Here is a 20796-nt window from a genome sequence, read left to right on the forward strand (position 1 = left end):
CGGAAACCGTCGCCGTGGCCGATTGTCTCCGCTCGGCGGGTAACACCAGGGACCGGTGGGACGGCTGACCGTTTTGTCACGTCCGATACGTGCGGCCTGGTAATGATTGGTCAAAGAGTTCCGGATTCTTCGGATAAATCTGATCGTGATCGAAATTCCAGAGTTGGTAATCGCTTTACTTCCCCCGACATCGATAGTTAACGTTCCGACCATCGCGATCGCGATACGAGTTCCGAGTCAATTCGAGGGGAAACTATGGGAATGAAGCTCAAGGCCTCGGGCGTGCTCCTGGCGGTCGGCATGGCGGCCGGCGGCGTCCTCGTCGCGGCCCCCACCGCGTCGGCGAGCACCGCCTGCAACGCGACCACCATCACGATCAACAAGGGCGCCGGCGCCGAGCCTCCGAGCCAGGCCCAGGGCCACAGCCACAACACCGGGCGGCACTACGTCGGCGCGATCGACTCCAGCAAGATCTGGTACTGGTACGCCGACAACGACGGCGGCAGCGACGGCGACACCTGGGACACCTTCTACGGCATCAAGCAGTGCTAGTCGCTTCCGATGGAGCGTGAACGATTCGGGATATGACGGCGAAACGCCTGCCGGCAGGCCCCGAATCACCTAGGGTGTGAAAGGTTCGGGGCGCAGGGGCGAAACGACCACCCTGCGCCCCGGACCTTCTTCCGGTGCGGCCAGGTCGTCAAGTGGGGTGAGTTGTGAATCTTTTGAAAAAGAGCCACCGTGGAGTTCTCGTCTGTGCATCGGGGCTCCTCGTGGCGGCGCTGTCCGCCTGCTCGGGAGGGGACTCGGAACAGGCCGCGGCACCGGTGGCCGACACGATGCCCTACGCCACCGCCACCGCCACCGCGGAACCGCAGATCGTCGCCTGGTACGACCTCAAGCCCGGCCAGTGCTTCTCGGGCGAGGAGCTCAAGGACGGCAAGGACGTCGCCACCGTGCCGTGCGACACCCCCCACATGTACGAGGTCCTCTCCCCCGCCCTCACCTACCTGCCGCCCGGCGGGGCCTACCCGGGCAAGCAGGACACGATGGTCAAGACGCTGGTGCCCTTCTGCGGCGACAAGCTCGCCAAGGCCGCCTTCAAGGACAAGCGCCCCACCGGACGCCTGAGCCTGTTCCCGGTCACGCCGGTGGGAGAGGAGGCCTGGAACTCCGGCGAGCGGCGGGTGGTGTGCGCGGTCTTCAGCGGGGACCGCCGGCTCCTCGGCGCCCCGCTCTTCGACGCGCAGGCGCAGACCGCGGGCGCCGGAGCGACTGGATGACGGTCGAACTCCACGGGCTCACCAAGTTCTACGGCCGCGGCAGGCGCCGACGGGCGGCCCTCGACGGCCTCGGCATGACGGCGCGGGCGGGCGAGGTCCTGGGCCTGCTCGGCCCGAACGGCAGCGGCAAGACCACGGCCCTGCGCTGCCTGCTCGGCATGACCCGCGCCGACAGCGGGACGATCACGGTGCTCGGCCGGACGGTGCCGCACCAACTGCCGGAGATCTCCTGCTCGGTGGGAGCGCTGATCGAGGCCTCGCCGGTACCGCGGGGGCTGACCGCCCGCCACTTCCTGCACCAGGTGACCGCGCTGGCGGGCCTGCCCCGGAGCCGGGTGGACGCCACCCTGGAGCTCGTGGGCCTGGCCGGCCGGGCGGACGAGGCCGTCACGGGCTACTCCCTGGGAATGCGCCAGCGGCTGGGCATCGCCCTCGCCCTGGTGCACGACCCCGCCCTGGTCGTCCTCGACGAGCCCGCCAACGGCCTCGACCCCCAGGGCATCCGCTGGCTCCGTTCCCTGCTCGGGCAGCTCAGGGACGAGGGGCGCACCGTGATCCTCTCCTCCCATCTGCTCTCCGAGGCGCAGCTGGTGTGCGACAGCGTCGTCGTCGTGGAGGCCGGCCGGACCCTCCTGGCGGGCCGCGTCGACGAGCTCATCACCCCGCAGGCCGACCGGGCGCTGATCACCTGCTCCGACCCGGACTCCGGAGCGGGCGTCCTGCGGAATTCCGGCGCGACCGCCGAGGCCGTCGAAGCCGGCGAGGCCGGTGTCCTGGACGTCCGGGGCATTCCCGTGGAGAAGGCCGTCGAGGCCCTCGTCCACGCCGGGCAGACGCCGCTGGAAGTCCGGCGGCACCGCCCGAGTCTCGAAGAACTGTTCCTCGCCAGCGTTTCCGGTGACGGGACGAAGCCGGAAAGCGGAGCATGACGATGACCCACCCGAGCCCCCCCTCCCCGGCGGTCGTCCGCGGCGCGCCGTCGGCCGGCCGACTCCTCTCGGTTTCCGTCCAATGGCTGCGCAGCGCCAGGGTCTTCGGAATCACCGCCGTGATCGCGCCGTTGCTGGCCCTCTGCTACGGCTGCTTCCTGTGGCTCACGCACAACACGGACCTGGCGGCCGCGCACGCGGCGGCCGAGCGCCGGCGCGGTGATCTGATAGCCCGGATGGGCGTGGACGCGTCCCTGGTCGACCCGGACCAGTTCTACACCGACCCGCGCTACCTGCTGACCGACGCGCTGCCCGACGACCTGACCGTCGCCACCTCGGTGACCGCCTGCATCCTGTTCATCCTGGGGGCCTCCCTCGGCGGCGCGGACTGGCAGAGCCGCTCGGCGAACGTCTGGATCCTCGCCGAACCGCGCCGGCACCGGCTGCTGGTCGCCCGGGTGGCCGTCATCGCCCTGGCCGGTGTGCTGCTGTCCGTGGTGGTGCTGGCGATCGTGGGCGGCGCCGCACTCGTGACCGCGGCCACCCGTGGAACCGCCGACGGCGTCACCGCCGCCTGGCTCGCGGACATCCTCCAGGCCGCGCTGCGCGGAACCCTGGTCGTGGCCGCCCTCGGCGCGCTCGGCACCTCGTTCGGATGGGCGGCACGCAGCGCCGTCGTCCCCTTCGCCACGGTCTTCGTCTACGTCCTGTTCGCGGAGGCCGTCGTCCGCAACAGCCTGACGGCCCTGCGGCCCTGGACGCTGACCGTGCTGATCCCCTCCGCGACCGAGCTGAAGCCGCCCGCTCCGGCGACGTGCACCGCCGACGGCCTGTGCGAGGACGCCTCGGCGGTCCTCGCGCCCTGGCCGGCCGCGCTCGCCGTCACGGCCCTCGCCGTGGTGCTGCTGGCCGTGGCCTGGCTCCTGGTCCGCAGACGCGAGGTCCGCTGAGCGCCTGAACGCCCGAGCGCCCGAGCGCCCCGCGCCGCGGGCGTCCGCCGCCCCGGTGCACCGCCCCGGCTCCGGGCGGTGCACCGGGGCCGGCGCCCGTCGGCCGACGTCCCCCTCGGCGGGCTCCGACCGACACGATGCGATCTAGCCATCCAAGGTCATTTTCCAGCCTGACACACCATTCCAAATGCCAAGAATCCATCTGACATTCGAAGCTCATACACACTCATGCCATTGCACACGTGAGGTTTCACATGTGAAATAGCACTACCGCCCCGAGAGCACACCCCCGGGCGGACACCACACCGAGTGAAGGAGTACCTCGCCATGAACCGTTCGCTGAAGGGTCTGACCCTGCTCGCGGCCACCACGGCCGCCGCCGGCACGCTGATGGCCGCGCCCGCCCAGGCCGCGACCACCAGTACCTCGACCACGACCGCGACCTTCGAGACCTGTAGCGCCTGGTCGCTGCAGGCCGGTCTGATGACCCAGGTCTGTGCCGCCGTCAACGGCACCAATGTCCAGTTCCTCGGCCGCGTCGCCCTGGCCGGCCCGCCGTCCCCCGACTTCCCGCCGCAGCCGCAGCAGCTCTCCACCACGATCTCCGGCCAGGTCGTCGGCGGCGCCTCGCTCGGCACCGTCAACCAGGGCGTGAACTTCCTCGCGAGCACGGTCACCGTCAACGGCCCGAGCAGCACCGTCCCGTGCAACAACGTCGTCAGCGGCACCTTCAGCGTGTCCAAGTTCGGCTGGTACCCGTCGCCGGTCTCCGTGAGCACCCCCATCCCCTGCTGAACCGGGCAGCCGTGAACCCGGGGCCGGGAGCCGCACGGCTCCCGGCCCCGGGCCGCTCCGCCCCGGCCGCGGCCCCGCACACGGGCGCGGGGCGTCTGCCCCGGCCCGGCGGCCCGCCGTCGTCACGCGGCGAGGTGCTCCAGCGTGAACAGGCTCGCCCGGTAGGTGTACTGCGCCACGGCCGAACCCGTGGAGCCGGCCGGGTCGGCGACGGCGGCGAAGCTGCCGCTGTGCCGCAGGATGATCAGCACCTCGTTGGAGCCGGGCGTGGGGAACAGGAACTGGAAGGCCTGGTTGGCGTGGATGTACCCCGAGCAGTCGAAGACGTTCAGGTTGGCGCCGTCGGCCAGCCCTTCGGACGCGTCGTTCGGGTTCTGCTTCCAGACGCCCAGGCAGGTGTTCTCGTTCGACCGGTTGCGCAGGATCAGGTACTGGTTGTCGGCGTTGTAGTGGCACAGCTTCCACTGCTGGTTGTAGCCGCCGGTGTCGGAGTTCTGGACGGCCTGCCCCCAGGGGCTGTTCGGGTTCCGCTCCACCAGCTTCCCGAACGGCGTCCTGATCCGGTAGAAGCCGTCGTCGCAGACGTAGCCGTGCCACTCGGTCGACGCGAGCCCCTGGGGCGCGGCCGACGCGGGGCCCGCGAGCAGGGTGAGGCCGGCCAGCGAGGCGAGGGCGGCGGCGCCGAGGGCGCGCAGCGCCGGGCCCCGGCGGGAGGCGGTGCGGTGCGGCTGGTTCGTCACGGTGTCCTCCGTGGTCATGGGGTCGGTGGGGGCGGTCAGCAGCTGCTGATGAGGAGCTGGGCGGCCCGGCGCACGGTGCCGGCCGGCTGGACGGGGGCGCAGCCGACGGAGCCGATCTCCGGGGACTCGTAGGTGGTGAAGCTCCCGGGGCTCGCCGACGTGGTGACCCAGATGCCGGTGGTGGCGCCGGTCTGGGCACAGACGCGGTTGACGTACTGGCCGGTGACGACCCTGGTGCCGCGGTAGAGGCCGTACCGCCCGGGCGTGTTGAGCGTCCAGGTGTCGCTGACGGTCTGGCTGGTGGTGCTGGAGGTGGTCTTCTGGACCGAGAAGCCGACCTTGACCTCGACCTTGGCGAACAACGCGCTCGCACTGGCGCTGATCTCGGTCCTGTTGTCGACCGTGGTGCTCACCGAGGTGACCCGGCTCAGGGTGTCGGTGTGCTGTCCGACGGTGCCCGGGGTGACGTTGTAGATCAGGAAGTCGGTGACGACGGGCGTGATCTGCAGGTTGAAGGGCTCCGTGGTGGTGCGGTCCACGGCGGGGTTGCAGAGGGCCGGGAGGGTGTCAGCGTGGGCGGCCGGGGCCGCGGCGAAGGCCGACAGACCCACGGCCACGGCGGTGCCGACCGAGGCGGCCAGGGTGCGCCGGCGGGTCCTGCGGGTGGTGTTCACGTGTTCCTCCAGCGGTTGCGGATGCAGGGAGGAGGCGCGCGTCGACGGATGCGCGCACGCCTCGTGCAGGTGGGACGGGGTTCGACGCCGGCCGACGGCCGGTACGCGCCCGGAGCGCGGTGGCCGCCGCGGTCCGGGCGGACCGCGGGGCTTCCCGGGACCGGTGCGGTCCGGGTGGTGAAGAGTCTCGCCGGGGCGCGGCACCCGCCAGTAGTGGCCGGTGCCACCGGCCGGCCGGGCCGAGTCACGGACGGCGTATGACAGTTGTCATGCGTTTGGCTGGTTCGGCAACAGACAACGGGCCGCGGCGGACCCTAGGGTGGCGTTCGATGATCACCTCAATCATGGGGTCCGGGGCGGCCGATCCGGGGCGTCTGGGCCGCCTGACCTCCTGGCTGCTGCTCGCCCTGGGCCCCGCGTGGCTGGTCCTGGCCGCGCACGATCTCGCGGTCAACCCGTATCCCGGACGCATGGTCCTGGCCGCCCCTCCGGTGTTCGTGGCCATCGCGGTCCAGCACACCCGGCTGATCCGCCAGGCGGTCCGGGACGGCCGCGCGGGCCGGGCCCCGCTCCACGGCTCCGCCGTCGCCGGCGGGCGGTGGAACCACCTGCTGCTGGTCGCGGCGATCGCGGTGTGGGGCGACATGGCGGACCGTCCGCATACCGCGATCGACTGGGCCATGCTGCCGGGGGCCACGGTGGCGGCGATGGCTCTGTCGCTGTCCTCCCGGGCGCGCCGGCGGCTGGTGGCGGCGGTCGCGGTGGGCTGCGGAGTGCTGGGTGAGGCGGTGACGCAGTGGCGTCACCAGCTCCCCGGCCTGCTGCCCGGGCAGCAGGGGGTGATCGGCGCGGGAATGGTGCTGTTCATCGCCGGCGGGGAGTTGATGCTGGTCCGGCTCTGGTGGGCGGTGCGCGAGGCCGAACAGGTCCGCGAGACCACGGCCTCGCTGGCCGTGGCCGAGGAGCGGCTGCGGTTCGCCGCCGATCTGCACGACGTCCAGGGCCACCGGCTCCAGGTCATCACGCTCAAGGGCGAACTGGCCGAGAAGCTGATCGGCCGCAGCGACCACGAGGCGCGCACGCACGTGCGGGAGATGACCGACCTGGCCCGCGCCGCGCTCGACGAGTCCCGGGCCGTGGTCCACGGCTACCGGCGCGCCAGCCTGAGTACCGAACTGGCCAACGCCGTGGAGATCCTGGAGGCCGCCGGGATCCGGACCACCGTCGACGGCGAGGCCGCCGGCATCCCCCACCAGCTCCAGCCGGCCTTCGCCGCCCTGGTCCGCGAGGGCGTCACCAACATCCTGCGCCACAGCCGGGCCCGCCACTGCCGGATCACCATCACCACCGGCGCGGGTGAGGCCCGCGTCCTGCTGCGCAACGACGGCGCCCCGTCGGGCCCCGCGGAACCCGGCAGCGGCCTGGCCGGACTGCGGGAACGCTTCCACACCCTCGGCGGGCGCGTCCGCGCCGCCACCCATCCGGGCGGTCACTTCGAACTGACCGGCCACGCCCGCGGGAAGGTCCCCTCGTGATCCGCATCCTGCTCGCCGACGACGAGGACCTCACCCGCGGCGCGCTCGCCGCACTCCTCGGCCTCGAACCCGACCTGACCGTCGTCGCCCAGGCCCGCGACGGCTCCGCCGCGGTCGAGGCCGCCGCCCGGCACCCGGTCGACATCGCCCTGCTGGACCTGGAGATGCCCCGCCTCGACGGCATCTCGGCCGCCCAGGCGATCCGCCGTCACCGCCCCGTCCCCACCGTCCTGGTCACCCGCCACGCCCGGCCCGGCGTGCTGCGCCGCGCGCTGGCCGCGGGCGTCCAGGGCTTCGTCCCCAAGACCACTCCCGCCGACCGGCTGGCCGAGATCCTGCGCGACGTGCACGCCGGCGGGCGCTACATCGACCACCGGCTCGCCACCTACGCCCTCACCGAGACCTCCTGTCCGCTCACCCCGCGCGAGCTCGACGTCCTGCGCGGCGTCCACCGCGGCCAGGCCATCGGCGACCTCGCCGCCCAGCACCACCTCGCCCCCGGCACCGTCCGCAACTACCTCTCCGGTGCCATCACCAAGCTCGCCGTCCGCACCCGCCACGAGGCGGCGCGCCGGGCCTGGGAAGAGGGGTGGATCTGATCCTCGCCGCGCCGGGTTCGGCCGCTGTTCAGCGGCGCGTGGCTCCGACGATGATCTCCGACCAGACCCGCTCCCTACCGTCGGGGCCCACACCACTTCGGGAGCGAACATGCACGACATCCACGAGTCCGGGCACGCCTGCGAGTGCCCGCGGACCGCCGATCTCGACGGGGACGGTCCGGCCGCGGCCGGCCGGCGACGGTTCCTGCGCGGGGCCGGCCTGCTGGGCGCCGGGATCGGGACGGCGGGGCTCGGACTGCTCGGCGCGGAGCCCGCGCAGGCGGCCGGTTCCGCCCCGGCCGAGGGCGGCGGCGGCGCGGCGCGCGGGAAGGCGAAGAAGGGGCGCTGGCAGCCGGACCCGGACGCCCGGCGGTTCACCGTCGTCGTCATGCCGGACACCCAGTACCTCTTCGACCAGGACCGGATCCACCCGGCGCCCGTGGAGGCCTCGATCCGCTACGTGCTCGACGGCGGCGTCAACCGGGAGGACGGCACGGACGACAACATCGTCTTCCTGGCCCACCTCGGCGACGTCACCGAGAACGGGCTGGCCGTCGAGTACGCCGCTGTCAGCAAGGTGTTCGGACTGCTGGACGACGCCGGCGCGGCCTACGGCGTACTCGCCGGCAACCACGACGTCCGCTCCTCGACCGACGACCGGCGCGGCAGCACCCCGTACCTGGAGACCTTCGGCAAGGCCCGGGCCGCCCGCACCTCCGGCTACCACAGCTCCAGCCCGGACGGGTACAACACCTGCCACGTCTTCACGGCGGGCGGCCGCCCGTGGATGCTGCTCTCGCTGGACTGGCGGCTCTCGGACGCCGGCTTCGCGTGGGCCAACGCGGTGATCGCCGCCAACCCGAAGGTCCCGGTGATCCTGACCACCCACGAGCTGGCGTACGCCGACGCCGCCGGGCGGGCCGAGCTGTCCGACTACGGCCACAAGCTCTGGGACCGGCTGATCAGCGGCAACGACCAGATCTTCCTCACCGTCAACGGCCACTACTGGCCGCCCGGGCGCACCGTGCTGAAGAACCGGGCCGGCCACGACGTCCACGTCCACATCACCAACTACCAGGACCGCTACTACGGCGGCGCCGCGATGATCCGGGCGTACCGCTTCGACCTCGACCGCAACACCGTCGACGTCTCCACTTTCTCCCCGTGGATCCAGGAGATCGCGGCCGAGGAGCGCAACCCGCTGGCGGCGCAGCAGGTCGAGCTCACCTCGGAGGTGGACCGCTTCTCGCTCGCGATCGACTTCGACCGGCGCTTCGCCGGCTTCGCGCCCGTCCCCCCGCGCCCGGCCCGCCGCCCCGCCGAGCTGCTGGTGCGGGACACCGTGGCGTACTGGCGCTTCGACGACGGCGGCCGCGACGGCACGGCGGTCCCGCCGCAGCAGGTCGTCAAGGACCTCACGGGCCAGGGCAACGACCTGCTCCGGCGCAGCGCCCCCGGCACCCTCGACGACGCGCTCACCTGGTCCGCCGACCACCACCCCGACCAGCCGGGCCACGGCAGCCTGCTGTTCAGGGGCGCCCGCTCACCGCTGCGCGGCACCTACCTGGAGACCGTGCCCACCGCTCCGCTGAACCGCGAGACCTTCGAACGCGGCTTCACCGTCGAGGCGTTCTGCAAGCTGCCCGCCGACTGGGACTCCGGACAGAGCCGCTGGTCGGCCCTGCTTAGCCGCTGGGGCATGGCGGGCGAGGCCGGCCGGAGCGGCCCCGGCACGGACCCCGAGGAGCCCGTGGTGACGCTCAGCCTCTCCGAGGCCCCCGCCCTGCAGTGGTGCGTCTACCCCCTCAACCAGACCGGCGCCTCCACCTGCTGGGGCCACCAGCTGCCCCTGGACACCTGGTGGCACGTCGCGGTGGTCAACGACGGCAAGCTCAGCCGGATGTACGTGGACGGCTGCGAGGTCGCCCGCAACCCGTCCACCCCCGCCGTGGGCCTCACCACCCTCGGCCGCCCGTGGATGCTGGGCGGCTACTCCTACGCGGGGCTGCTGGACAAGGTCTTCCACGGCCACATCGGCGACGTCCGCATCACGAGGCGCCCCCTGCGCCCCCGCGAGTTCATGACCACCTGACCCCGCCGCCCCGCCTCCGGGAGGTGCCGGACCCACGCACCACCCCGGGGGCGGCTCACGGGGACCGCCGGCCCCGCACACCACCCGGGAGCCGACGGCCTCCGCCTCGTCAGACGGCCCCTGCGTCGCATCGGCGAGTTCATGACCGCCCGACGCCCCTGCGCGCCCTCGGGAAGCCCTGAACCCACTCGCCCGCCCACAGCGCGAGACGGCGCGGCGCAGCGGGACCGCCGCCCCGGAACCGATGCCATCGGCCCGCCCCAGCGGTACCGGGCCACACACCCGCCCACAGCGCGGGTCGACGCGCAGCGGAACCGCCGCCCCGGAGCCGACGGCCTCCACCTCACCAGACGGCCCCCGCATCGCATCGGCGAGTTCATGACCGCCCGACGCCACCACCCGCCCCCCGGAGGCCCCGAACCCGCACACCCACCCACGACACGGGTCGACGCGCAGCGGAACCGCCGCCCCGGAGCCGACGGCCTCCGCCTGCCCCGCCGGTGCTGGGCGGCCGAGGCCGGAGCGTGGGGGGCGGTGGGTGCGTTCGGGGTGGCGATCACGGGGCGGCTCGCCGGTGGCGAGGGCCGGCCCCGGGCGGGTCGTCCTCGCGCCCGCCGGGGGGCGGGCGGGCCCGTTTGCGGGGCCGGGGGCGGTGTGGTGCATTGGGAGGGACACCACAACGGCCCGTGAGGCCGTCGCTGAGGAGGTGGTGGGCGATGGCCGAGTTCGACCGGGGGCCGGCGGACGCGTTCGCGGAGCTGTTCGCGCGAGTGCCCGATCCGCCCGACGAGCAGGCGTTCTGGTTCGACTGGGGGCCGGTCTTCTACCGGGGGCGGCTCGACGGCTCGGCCCGGGTGCTGGTGGTGGCCTCGGATCCGGGGCCGACCGAGCGGATCGCCGGCCGCACCCTGGTCGGCGACGCCGGGCAGCGGGTGCAGGGCTTCCTGGGGAAGCTGGGACTGACCCGCTCCTACGTCTGCCTCAACGGCTGGGCGTACGCGGTGCACCCCGCACAGGCCGAGGCGATGAAGGAGCGGCTCGGCGACGACGCCCAACTCCAGTGGCGCAACGAGGTGTTCAGCACGGCCGTGGGCCCCGCCCTGCAAGCCGTCGTCGCGATGGGGTTCATGGCGCAGGAGGCCGTGCGGCTCTGGGACGGCCGCCCGCAGCAGGCGGTGCTGGTGAAGGTGCCGCACCCGTCGAGCCACGACCCGGTGGCGCTGCTGGACGGCTGGCGCGCGGCCGTCACGACGCTGCGCGTCGTGGTCGGGCCGGACGAGGACGGCGACAACACCGGGCCCAACTACGGTGACACGTTCGAGGAGAGCGACTACCGCCCGATCCCGCGCCGCGATCTGCCGTTCGGCGTGCCGGCGTTCCTGGGGGACGACGCCTGGGTGCGCGCCAAGGGGACGGGGCAGCCGAGCTCGGTGAGCCGCCCGTCGCCCGACGACGGGCACACGCTGGTCTGGAAGGCGCGGGACTGATGGCGCTCGTCCTGCGCGGCACCGTGGTCACCTTCGACGCCGGGCACACCGTCCTCGACCCCGGCGCGGTGTACGTCGGCGACGACGGCCGGCTGGACGCGGTGCTGCCGGCCGACCGGCCGCCGCCCGTCGGGTTCGCCGCCGCCCCGGTCGTCGACCTCACGGCCACCGGCGCCCTCGTGCTGCCCGGTCTGGTCGACCTGCACGGCCACCTCCAGTACCACACCCTGCCGCTCTGGGAGGCGGTCGGCGTGCCGTACCTGCACCACGACCGCTGGGTCGACGAGCGGCACGCGCCCGACTACGCGACCACCGTCACCTGGCCCGCCAAGGTGCTCGGCCACGCCGCGCCCGAGGCGCTGCTCGCGTACGTCGAGGTGAAGGCGCTGGTCGGCGGCACCACCTCGGTCCAGGGCGCGCCGCGCTCCACCCGCCCGCTCGACGGCGGGCTGCTGCGGATCGTCGACACCGAGAAGCTCCCGGCGGGGCGGGACACGGTGCTGACCTCCGCGCTCCAGCAGGACGCCGACGTGCTGCGCGAGGAGACGGCGCCGAAGCTCGACGGCACCCGGGTGCTGATCTACCACGTCGCGGAGGGGCGGCGCGCCGCGGAGCCGGACCCGGCGAAGCCGGTCTCGCACGTCCACCGCGAGTTCGCCGACCTCGCGCCGTGCCTGAAGCCGGGCCTGGTCTGCGTGCACGGCACCGCGCTCACCGCCGCCGAGTTCGCGGCCTGGCAGGGCGCCGTGGCGGCGGCCGACCCCGCCGAGCGGGGCACCGTCGTGTGGTCGCCGTTCTCCAACCTCTGGCTCTACCGCGAGACGACGGACGTCGTCGCGGCGCGGGCGCAGGGCCTGCGGATCGCGCTCGGCTCCGACTGGTCGCCGTCGGGGACCAAGCACGTGCTGGGCGAGCTCAAGGTGGCCGACGGCCTCAACCAGCACGAGCTGGCCGGCCACTTCGACGACCGGAGCCTGTGCGACCTGGTCACCGCGAACCCCGGCGACGCGCTGGCGACCGCCTGGGGACCGCAGGTGGGGCGGCTGGCGGCCGGCAGCGCCGCCGACCTGCTGGTGCTCGACCGCCCCGACCCCGGCAAGGACGTCTACCGCACCCTCGTCGACGCGACCGAGCGTCACGTCCTGCTGGTGGTCGCCCGCGGCCGGCCGCGCTACGGCACAGCGGCGCTGATGACCGCCGCGGGGGCGGGCACCGGCAGCGCGATCGAGCCCGCGCCCGGGCTGCGCCGCCGGGTGGCCCTGGACGGGCTCGACTGGCCGGCCGTCGGACGGGCGCTGGCGAAGGTCCGCCGGGACCCGCAGGCCGCCTGGCGCGACGCCCAGGACGCGCTGGCGGCGTGGGGCGGCCCGCTCGACGACCCCGACGCGCCGCTCGCGCTCTTCGGCGACATGCCCGAGGGCGAGGCGGCCGCCCTGGCCGGCACCGACGACGTCCCGGCCGGCCTGGTCGTCCCGGAGCCGGACGCGCTGACCCACGACGCCGCCTTCTTCGCGGCCGTCGACCGCAGCGGGATCCCGGAGCTGCAACGCCTGAAGGCCCGCTACCCGTGAGCCCGCGGCTCACCGCCCCGGCCCGCGCCCTGCCGGACTCCACCGGGCTCGACGCCTTCCTCGCCGGGGCCGCCGCCGACCCGCTGCCGCTCGCCGACCGCTACCGCCTGCTGACCGCCGCCCGCGTCCTGGTCGAGGAGCTGTACGTCCACCTCCCGCTCAAACGGGCCCGCTACGCCACCGACCCGGTGCAGCGGCTGCGGCTGCTGGAGCGCCGGGTACCCGCCCTCAGCGAGTTGCAGTTCCACGCCGAACTGGCCGCCGTCTTCCGGGACCTGCGCGATCTGCACACCGTCTACCAGCTGCCCTCCCCGTACCGGGGACAGGTCGCCGTGCTCGGCTTCCTGGTGGAGTGCTACCACGACGAGGACGGCACGCCGCACTACCCGGTCTCCCGGATCGACGACTCGCTGCGGCACGCGGACTTCGACGCGGGCGTCGAGCTGGAGCTGTGGAACGGGGTCCCGGTCGAGCGGGCCGTCGAACGCAGCGCGGCCGCCCAGGTGGGCTGCAGTCCCGACGCCCGGCTGGCGCGCGGGCTGGAGTCGCTGACACTGCGCCCGCTGCGGACCGCTCCCCCGCCGGACGAGCGCTGGGTCCTGCTCACCTACCGCACCCCCGGCGGGCGGCTGCGCGAGACCCGGGTGCCGTGGCGGGTGCGCTCCGCCGGCCGGCACAACGGGCGGGACCAGGACCCGGTGCCCACGCTCGTCACCCACCTCGGCATCGACGCCGGCAACGAGGCCGCCCGCCAGGCCAAACGCGCGCTGTTCGCCCCGGCCCCGGCCCGCCGCTCGGCCGCCCGGGCGCCCCGGGACGTCCTCGCGTACCGCAGGACGCGCGGCCGCCGCCCGTACGGCTACCTGCGGATCTACTCGTTCAACGTGGCGAGCGCGCGGCGGTTCGCCGAGCGGGTGGCGGCGCTCGCGGCGGGCGCGCCGGCCGACGGCCTGGTCGTCGACGTCCGCGGCAATCCGGGCGGGAACATCCTGGCCGCCGAGGCCGCCCTGCGGGTGCTGGGCACGGGCCCGGTCACGCCGGTCCGGTTCTCCCTGCCGACCACCCGCACCGCGCTGGCGCTGGCCCGCGCCAACCCGGCCTTCCGTCCGTGGGCGCCGTCGATCCGCGACGCGGTGGAGAGCGGCGAGCCGTACTCGCAGGGGTTCCCGCTCACCGACCCGGACGCGGTCGCCGAGGGACTGCCGCGCTACCCGGGGCCCACGGTGCTGATCGTCGACGCCCTCACCTACTCGGCGGCGGACATCTTCGCCGCCGGCTTCGCGGACAACGGGCTGGGACCGGTCCTCGGCACCGCCGCGACCACCGGCGCGGGCGGCGCCAACGTGTGGACGTACGAGCTGCTCGGCGTCTGGCTGCCCGAGCTGCTGGTGCCGCTGCCGCGCGGAGCCGGATTCCGGGTCGCCCTGCGCCGGGCCACCCGGGCCGGCGGCAACACCGGTGTCCCGCTGGAGGACTTCGGTGTGGCCGCGGACCCGCTGCACCGGCTGACCCGGCGCGACGTCCTCGGCCACAACCAGGACCTGCTGGCGGCGGCAGCGCTGCTGCTCAAGCACTGAACCGGCATTCCCTTCCGCCTGTTTGAGGCATCGTCAGGTCCGCGTGACGCTTTCTCCCCGAAGGGGTGGTTTGACGCCGCGCGCCGCACGGATTCCGGGAATCGGGCACCACGATGATTCCGGCGCTTCGCTCCCGAAGCACCGCATCACCGAACCGGTTCCCGGATTCCCCTGCGAGGAACGATGAAGCTTCTGCGTGCCCTGTCGACGACGGCCTCGGTCGCCGTGCTGAGCACCCTCTCCCTGGCCGGACAGACGGCGCCGGCGTCCGCCGCCGGCTCCTTCGTGGTCAGCGAGTCCCAGTTCAACCAGCTGTTCCCGGCCAGGAACGCCTTCTACACCTACCGCGGCCTGGTCGACGCGCTGGGCGCCTACCCGAAGTTCGCGACCAGCGGCGACACCGCCACCCGCAAGCGCGAGGCGGCGGCCCTCCTCGCCAACGTCAGCCACGAGACCGCCGGGCTGAAGTACGTCGTCGAGCAGAACACCGCGAACTACCCGCACTACTGCGACAGTTCGCAGCCGTACGGATGCCCGGCCGGACAGGCCGCGTACTACGGGCGCGGCCCGCTGCAGCTGAGCTGGAACTTCAACTACAAGGCCGCGGGCGACGCCCTGCACCTCGACCTGCTGCACAACCCCAACCTGGTGCAGAACGACCCGGCGGTGTCCTGGAAGACCGCCCTGTGGTTCTGGAACACCCAGACCGGCGCCGGCCGGATGACCTCCCACGACGCCATCGTCAACAACAGGGGCTTCGGCGAGACCATCCGCACCATCAACGGCGCCCTGGAGTGCGACGGCAGGAACCCCGCCCAGCGCGACGACCGGATCAGCCTGTACCGGAAGTTCACCGCCGCCCTGGGCACCGACGTCGGCGGCGGCAACCTGTCCTGCTGACAGGGAGACCCCCCGTCGGGGCCGGCCCCGCCCGGCTCCGACGGGGAGCGCGGGGCCGGGCCGGGGGAGGCCGTATTCCGTTGACGGACGGACGATCCGTCGGCGTCCGATCGTGGCTCCGGCGGCGGGCCCGGCGTCAATTCCCGGGCGAATGACAGCCCTTGCCCGCCGGGCCCGCGAGCAGCGGGAACACCCGGACGGCCGCGGCCCCGGGCCGCGGAACCGCGGCGGGCGGGCCGGCGGATTCCCGAACGGCGGGAAACAGCCCAGCAGTTGGATGGTGTGCGATCTGCGCGGAAATCGGCACCGCCGGGCCGGTGCGGCGCGTGATCGCAGTGCCACCGTCCGCAGTCACTCGGACCCCAGGAGCCCGCCCAGATAGAGCCAGTCCCGTTCACATGTCAACCACACGTCCTTGAAGCGACATCCTCAACAACCATTGTGGCTGCGCAGTCCCGGCGGGTAGAGTCCCGGTCCGCCGAGCACCGAACACGTGCTCGCACGGCATTCTTTGGGGCGGGCATGACAAATAACCGCAACATCAACGGGGCCACTTCCGATCTGATTGACGCGTTCACGGAAACCGTGCGCCGATATCCCGGACGACCGGCGATCGTCCACCACGGACAGCACATCAGTTATCGCCAACTGCACCGATCGGCCATGGATTTGGCCGATCGTCTCGGCACCGGTCCGGGCGTGGTGGCGGTGTCGGCGGTGCACACGCCGGACACCGTCGTCGGGCTGCTCGGCGTCCTGGCGGCCGGCGGCGCGTACTGCCCGGTCGACCCGGCGTTCCCGCCGCAACGGCAGCGGGACATGCTCGCGGCGGCCGGCTGCCGGACGACCCTCGGCCTGGACCACCGGCCCGGCCCGCAGGGCACCGGGTCACCGCGATTAGCCGCGGCACCCGAGGACGACGCGCAGCGTCCCGCCTATCTGCTCTTCACGTCGGGTTCGACCGGGCAGCCGAAACCCGTCGTCACGCCGCGCGGGGCGATCTCCGCCGCCGTGGACTCGCTGCGCACCCTGTTCGGCCTCACCGCCGAGGACCGGGTGCTCCAGTTCGCCTCGCTGAACTGGGACACCTGCTTCGAGGAGATCCTCCCGGCGCTGACCGGCGGCGCCGCGCTCGTCCTGGACCGCGAGGCCCACTGCGGGTCGTTCCCGCGCTTCCTGCGGATGGTCGAGCGCGAGCGGATCACCGTGCTCGACCTGCCCACCGCCTTCTGGCACGAACTGGTCCTCCACCTCGCCGAGGAGGGCACCGCACTGCCCGGCTGCGTCCGGCTGACGGTGATCGGCGGCGAGGCCGCCAACCCGGCGCGGCTCGCCGACTGGGCCGCCCTCGACACCGGCCGGATCCGGCTGCTCAACACCTACGGGTCCACCGAGACCACCCTGATCACCCATGCCGTGGACCTGCACGGGCCGCTGGCCGCCGACCGGGCGACGCCCTGGGCGGCCGGCGACCGGGTGCCGATCGGCCGGGCGCTGCCGCATGTGCGCGAACGGATCGACGACCGGGGCGAGTTGCTGATCGGCGGGCCGGCCGTGGCGCTCGGCTACCTCGGCCTGCCGGAGGCCACCGCGGCCCGCTTCGGCGAGGACGGCCTGGGCGTGCGCTGGTTCCGCACCGGTGACCGGGTGAGCCGCGCACCGGACGGCGTGCTGACCCACCAGGGCCGGATGGACGGCGAGTTCAAGATCCGCGGGATCCGGGTCGACCCGGCCGAGGTGGAGGCGCACCTCGGCGCCCACCCCGGGGTGCAGGCCGTGGCGGTGACGGGGGTGACCGAGGCCGGCCGCTCCGTCCTGGTCGCGTACGTGGTCCCGCGCGCCGGGGTCGCGACGGGAACGCTGGCCGCCGAGGTCCGCGCGTACCTGCGCGACCGGGTGCCCGGCCACCTCGTGCCCGGCCGGATCACCGTCGTGCCCGGGCTGGTGCTCACCGCCAGCGGCAAGGTCGACCGGGCCGCCACGCACCGCCGCCACGGCGCACCGGCCACCGCCCCCGCGCCCGCGCCCGCCCAGGCCGCACCGGCCCCGGCCCACCCGTAGCCCCGATCCACCCGTAGCCCGCTCCCCCGTGGCGCCCGCGCGCCCGGGCCCGCGCGGACGAACGGCCCCCTCACCCGGCGCCGCCCCGGCGACGCCGCACCCCCGACGGTCCTAGGAGCCACGTTGAGCAGCACAGACACCACCCCCGCCGACACCGAGGGCGTGACGGCGATCTTCCGTCGCGTCCTGGAGACGGACGACGTCGCCGCGGACTCGGACTTCTTCCTCCTGGGCGGCGACTCCCTCGTCGCCACCCGCGTGCTGAGCGCCCTCGCCCGGACGTACGGCGTCGAGCTGTCCTTCGAGGACTTCGTGCTCGCGCCCACCCCGGCGGGCCTCGTCGAGCTGATCGCGAACGCCGGATGAGAGGCCGCAGAGTGCGCTCCGCCGTCGTCGTCGGCGCCGGAGCGGCGGGGCTGACCGCCGCCGAGGGGCTGGCCGCCCGCGGGGTGGACGTCACCGTGCTGGAGGCGCGCGAACGGGTCGGCGGACGGACCCACGGGATCGAGGTCGCCCCCGGCGCCTGGGTCGACGCGGGAGCCGCCTACCTCGGCGCCCGGCACACCGCGCTCCTGGACCTCATCAAGGAGCTGGACCTCCGCACCACTCCCACCACCATGCTCGGCGCGAGCCGCTTCGCCCTCGGGATCGAGGAGGACGGCGCGGAGGGCGCGGACGGCGGCACCGGCGAGCCGTGCGAACACGCCACCCGGGACGGCCGGTTCCCGCCGCTCAACGCGGTGGCGCTCGGCGACCTCTTCGACCACCTCGCCGAACTGACCGCCGCCATCCGGCCGGAGGCGCCCTGGCTCACCCCGGACGCCGCGCGGCTGGACACCGTCACCGCCGCCGAGTGGGCGGAGCAGTACCTCACCCACCCGCACGCCCGGCTGTTCTTCCCGCTCTTCCTGGGCGAGATGATGGCCGCCGACCCGGCCGACGTCTCGGTCCTGCACATGGCCTTCTACCTGCGGTCGGGCGGCGGCCTGCGCTACCTCAACGCCTTCGAGGGCGGCGCCCAGCAGGACCGGATCGCGGGCGGCGCGCACCTGCTCTGCGAGCGGCTGGCGGCCCGGCTGACCGGACGCCACCACGGCACCCTGCGGCTCGGCGAGGCGGTGCGGTCCGTCGAGCAGGACGCCGACGGGGTCACCGTGCGCACCGGAGGGGGCACGGCGTACCGGGCCGACGTCGCGGTGGTGGCGCTGCCGCCGCTGCTCGCCGACGCCCTCGACCTGGGGCCCGAGCCCCCGGCCCGCCGGGCGGGCGCGCGCACCGGACGCGGCTGCGCGGTCAAGGTCAACCTCGTCTATCCGTCGCCGGTCTGGCGCGAGCACGGCCTGTCCGGCTGGTCGGTCAACGCGGAGGGCCCGCTGCTCTCCACGGTGGACGACTCCCCGGCCGGCTCGGCGGTCGGGGTGCTCACCGGCTTCGTCACCGGCGCCGAGGCGCACCGCTACGGCGCACTGGGGCCGCGTGAGCAGCGCGCGGCCGCGGTCGCGCAGGCCGCCCGGCTCTTCCCGATGCTCCCCGAACCGGTCGGCTTCCACGTCACCGACTGGGTCGGCGACCCCTACAGCAAGGGCTGTTACGCGGCGCTCTTCGGGCCCGGCGACTGGCTGCGGCTCGGTCCGGCGCTGACCGCGCCGCACGGCCGGCTGCACTGGGCCGGCACCGAGACCAGCACGGAGTTCTTCGGCCTGCTGGAGGGCGCGATCCGCTCCGGCCACCGGGTCGTCGCGGAGATCCTCGACGGCGCGGCCTGATCCGCCGCCCCGGCGGCAGCACCACCCGGCACCGTTCCCCCCTTCAGCCCGTGCTCCCGTTCCACAAGAACCGCGGGCCACCCCCCTCAGGAGACGCCATGAGCGACCCGAGTTCCCCCCTGAGCAGCACCGCGCCGACCCCGGTCGCGCCGCTCGCCGCCCGCGAGCGGCTGATGGCCGAGCCCGGCCTGGGGGCCGGCAACTTCCTCGACCACGCGATCGCCGTGAACCCCAACCGCGCGGTCCCGTTCGCCTACAGCCACCACACCGACCACCGTGGCGCCGTCGTGCTGCGCGGCCACAGCCTGCTCGACCTGGCCGCGCTGCGCGACCGCTACGCCGCCTGGTACCACGCCAACGGGGTGCGCCCCGGCGAGCCGGTGGCGGTGGTGATCGCCGAGGGCCTGGAGCCGCTGCTGCACTTCCTCGCGCTCACCGCGCTGGGCGCGGTCCCGGCGCTGGTCAACGACGCCATGCGGCACGACGTGATGGTCCGCTACCTCCATCACGTCGGCGTGGTCGGCGTGGTCGCCGACGACACCACCCGGCTCGCCGCCGCCTACCGCCAGGACCCGCAACGCCGGCCCCGCTTCCTCGCGCTCGCCGCCGAGGTCCAGGCCTTCGACGCGGAGGCCTCCGGCGCCCTGCCCGCCGGCTACCCGTACCGGCACGCGCCGGACGACGTGGTCGCGCTGATCCACTCCTCCGGGACCACCGGCACGCCGAAGTCCACCATGCTGGGGCACCGCCAGTTCTGGGACGGCAAGCAGCCGCGCATGGTGCGCTTCCCGGCCGAGCCGTACGACCGGCTGATGTCCCTGATGCCGCACACCCACGCGGGCGGCCTGAGCTACTTCCTCACCGCCACCCTGCTCGGCCTGCCGACCGTGGTGATGGCCGACTGGCGCCGGCCGGTGGTCGAGCCGGTCATGGAGGCCTTCCAGCCGACCATGGTCGCCTCCTTCCCCCGCACCTTCGTCGAACTCGCCACCGGCGAGGCGCCGGTGAGGGCCGCCGCCAGGGTGCACTCCTGGTTCAACACCGGCGACAGCGCGCACTACGGCCACATCCGCCGTCTGGTGCGCCTCGGCGAGCGCCCGGCCGGGCTGATCCGGCCCTGGCTGCTGCCGCAGGAGCGCGCCGAGCAACCCGCCCTGCCCGGTTCGCAGTTCGTCGACGGCCTGGGCTCCTCCGAGATGGGCATGGCGCTGTTCGGGCAGGTCACCACGCCGGAGTCGGAGCGCGACGACCGCTGCGTCGGCAAGCCGCTGGAGGTGGTGCGCCGGGCCGCGGTGCTGGACCAGGACGGCCACGAGGTGCCGGACGGCACGGTCGGGCTGCTGGCGATCGACTCGCCGTCGCGCACCCCGGGCTACTGGAACAACGAGCGGCTGACCAGCAGCTTCGAACTGGCCGGGTACTGGCTGACGGGGGACGTCGCCCGGCGCGACGCCGAGGGCCGGTTCTACCACCTGGACCGGACCGTGGACGTCATCGACACCGCGGCCGGCCCCGTCTACAGCCTGCCGATCGAGGAGGTGCTGCTGGCCGACTGCGCCGACCTGGTCCGGGACTGCTCGGTGGTCGGCGTCCCGGGAGCCGCCGGGGAGGGCCAACGCCCCATCGCCGTCGTCCAGTTGCAGCAGGAGGCGGCGCACGCCACGGAGGCGGACGTGCAGGAGGCCGCCAACAAGGCGCTCGCCGGGGCGGGCCTGGCCGCGCTCGCCGCCGTCCGGATCGCCCGCACGGCGGAGGAGTTCCCGCTCGGGCCCACCGGCAAGGTGCTCAAGCGCGAACTGCGCACCCGCTTCGCCACCCTCTTCACCGGCCAGTAGCC

The 20796-nt window shown here is 74.0% G+C and carries 18 protein-coding genes; 16 read left to right on the plus strand and 2 right to left on the minus strand.

Annotation, left to right across the window (positions count from 1 at the left end; translation table 11 throughout):
• Positions 1-261: 261 nt before the first annotated feature.
• The 5 genes from ACFVVL_RS18585 to ACFVVL_RS18605 all read left to right on the plus strand — a co-directional run bounded on the left by ACFVVL_RS18585 (position 262) and on the right by ACFVVL_RS18605 (position 3957).
• On the plus strand, positions 262-552 hold the full coding sequence (locus ACFVVL_RS18585; protein ID WP_380287522.1) for a hypothetical protein: 291 nt from the start codon (positions 262-264) through the stop codon (positions 550-552).
• 287 nt (positions 553-839) lie between these two features.
• Positions 840-1283, plus strand: a complete 444-nt coding sequence (locus ACFVVL_RS18590) for a septum formation family protein (RefSeq protein ID WP_387676440.1) — start codon at positions 840-842, stop codon at positions 1281-1283.
• A complete protein-coding gene (locus ACFVVL_RS18595) occupies positions 1280-2212 on the plus strand; it encodes an ABC transporter ATP-binding protein (RefSeq protein WP_380287520.1) in 933 nt (310 codons plus the stop codon). The genes ACFVVL_RS18590 and ACFVVL_RS18595 overlap by 4 nt, the downstream gene beginning before the upstream one ends.
• Before the next feature lie 2 nt (positions 2213-2214).
• On the plus strand, positions 2215-3162 hold the full coding sequence (locus ACFVVL_RS18600; protein ID WP_387676443.1) for a hypothetical protein: 948 nt from the start codon (positions 2215-2217) through the stop codon (positions 3160-3162).
• 327 nt (positions 3163-3489) lie between these two features.
• On the plus strand, positions 3490-3957 hold the full coding sequence (locus tag ACFVVL_RS18605; RefSeq protein ID WP_380287518.1) for a hypothetical protein: 468 nt from the start codon (positions 3490-3492) through the stop codon (positions 3955-3957).
• Between the two features lie 122 nt (positions 3958-4079).
• Here ACFVVL_RS18605 and ACFVVL_RS18610 read toward each other — a convergent pair whose 3' ends face one another.
• On the minus strand, positions 4080-4697 hold the full coding sequence (locus tag ACFVVL_RS18610) for an RICIN domain-containing protein (protein ID WP_387676446.1): 618 nt from the start codon (positions 4695-4697) through the stop codon (positions 4080-4082).
• 35 nt (positions 4698-4732) lie between these two features.
• Positions 4733-5371 (minus strand): hypothetical protein, encoded by a 639-nt coding sequence (locus ACFVVL_RS18615; protein ID WP_380287516.1) that lies wholly within the window; start codon positions 5369-5371, stop codon positions 4733-4735.
• A 329-nt stretch (positions 5372-5700) separates the two neighbouring features.
• Between ACFVVL_RS18615 and ACFVVL_RS18620 the strand changes: the two genes are divergently transcribed.
• The 11 genes from ACFVVL_RS18620 to ACFVVL_RS18670 all read left to right on the plus strand — a co-directional run bounded on the left by ACFVVL_RS18620 (position 5701) and on the right by ACFVVL_RS18670 (position 20794).
• Positions 5701-6906 (plus strand): sensor histidine kinase, encoded by a 1206-nt coding sequence (locus tag ACFVVL_RS18620; protein WP_387676450.1) that lies wholly within the window; start codon positions 5701-5703, stop codon positions 6904-6906.
• Entirely contained in the window at positions 6903-7505 is a 603-nt protein-coding gene (locus ACFVVL_RS18625) for a DNA-binding response regulator (protein ID WP_387676454.1), read from the plus strand. The genes ACFVVL_RS18620 and ACFVVL_RS18625 overlap by 4 nt, the downstream gene beginning before the upstream one ends.
• Before the next feature lie 109 nt (positions 7506-7614).
• Positions 7615-9597 carry a LamG-like jellyroll fold domain-containing protein gene (locus ACFVVL_RS18630; RefSeq protein WP_387676457.1) on the plus strand — a complete coding sequence of 661 codons (1983 nt, stop codon included), beginning with the start codon at positions 7615-7617 and terminating at the stop codon, positions 9595-9597.
• 716 nt (positions 9598-10313) lie between these two features.
• Complete coding sequence (locus ACFVVL_RS18635; protein ID WP_387676460.1) at positions 10314-11084, plus strand: hypothetical protein; 771 nt, start codon at positions 10314-10316, stop codon at positions 11082-11084.
• Positions 11084-12655, plus strand: a complete 1572-nt coding sequence (locus tag ACFVVL_RS18640; protein WP_387676463.1) for a hypothetical protein — start codon at positions 11084-11086, stop codon at positions 12653-12655. Before ACFVVL_RS18635 ends, ACFVVL_RS18640 begins: the two co-directional genes overlap by 1 nt.
• On the plus strand, positions 12652-14232 hold the full coding sequence (locus ACFVVL_RS18645; RefSeq protein ID WP_387676466.1) for a S41 family peptidase: 1581 nt from the start codon (positions 12652-12654) through the stop codon (positions 14230-14232). Before ACFVVL_RS18640 ends, ACFVVL_RS18645 begins: the two co-directional genes overlap by 4 nt.
• Before the next feature lie 183 nt (positions 14233-14415).
• Positions 14416-15132: a chitinase gene (locus ACFVVL_RS18650; RefSeq protein ID WP_387676469.1), complete on the plus strand. Its 717-nt coding sequence runs from the start codon at positions 14416-14418 to the stop codon at positions 15130-15132.
• 522 nt (positions 15133-15654) lie between these two features.
• Positions 15655-17193: an amino acid adenylation domain-containing protein gene (locus tag ACFVVL_RS18655; protein WP_387676472.1), complete on the plus strand. Its 1539-nt coding sequence runs from the start codon at positions 15655-15657 to the stop codon at positions 17191-17193.
• Positions 17194-17316: 123 nt separating this feature from the next.
• A complete protein-coding gene (locus tag ACFVVL_RS18660; protein ID WP_380287507.1) occupies positions 17317-17559 on the plus strand; it encodes an acyl carrier protein in 243 nt (80 codons plus the stop codon).
• Positions 17556-18959 (plus strand): flavin monoamine oxidase family protein, encoded by a 1404-nt coding sequence (locus ACFVVL_RS18665; RefSeq protein WP_380287506.1) that lies wholly within the window; start codon positions 17556-17558, stop codon positions 18957-18959. The genes ACFVVL_RS18660 and ACFVVL_RS18665 overlap by 4 nt, the downstream gene beginning before the upstream one ends.
• A 98-nt stretch (positions 18960-19057) precedes the next feature.
• On the plus strand, positions 19058-20794 hold the full coding sequence (locus ACFVVL_RS18670) for a class I adenylate-forming enzyme family protein (RefSeq protein ID WP_387676476.1): 1737 nt from the start codon (positions 19058-19060) through the stop codon (positions 20792-20794).
• Positions 20795-20796: the final 2 nt, after the last annotated feature.

Origin of the sequence: Kitasatospora sp. NPDC058115, assembly GCF_042884635.1 — a bacterium.
GTDB lineage: Bacteria > Actinomycetota > Actinomycetes > Streptomycetales > Streptomycetaceae > Kitasatospora.